Annotated in this window: 1 protein-coding gene; it reads left to right on the top strand. The window is 40.3% G+C overall.

Going from position 1 to position 469, the window contains the following annotated elements:
* Positions 1 to 156 precede the first annotated feature (156 nt).
* Positions 157 to 469, top strand: a 313-nt coding sequence (locus V7137_RS08165; protein ID WP_335697624.1) for a CotD family spore coat protein, incomplete at its 3' end; no start/stop codon positions are given.

Below are 469 nucleotides of genomic sequence, written 5' to 3'. Positions count from 1 at the left end.
ACTTAATTGTGTTCCAAGATAGGCATATTTTACATATCCAAAAAGAAACCATGGAAATGATTGTCTTTAAGGAAAAATAGGTATTTTCATTAGTACAAGAGTAATCCCTTCAACATAGGCTGTAATGTAAACAAAATTATGAAGGGAGATTATTATATGTACCTTGGAACAAATTTTTTACCGCCTGTTGTTCATCCAACTCAACAAATTGTGAACCATACGTTTTCAACCACAGTGGTTCCCCATATTCACCCTGTTCACACAACTACGGTGAATCACCACTTGTATCAACATAAACATTTTTGCCCGCAAACTGCGTCATGCGCTGAAGAGGTATGCAATCAGCAAATTAACTGCTGTAACCCATGTGCACCAATTGCCCCAATTGCCCCTATGCCAGCAGTTTTACCTGCTGCAAATGCTTTACCAAATGTTTTGCCAGGAGGCCCAGGAGGCCCAGGCTTCGGTC

Origin of the sequence: Neobacillus drentensis, from assembly GCF_036962765.1 — a bacterium.
GTDB classification, from domain to species: domain Bacteria; phylum Bacillota; class Bacilli; order Bacillales; family Cytobacillaceae; genus Neobacillus; species Neobacillus drentensis_C.
Note: the sequence above shows the minus strand (reverse complement) of the source record. Positions and strands in the feature narration are given on the sequence as shown.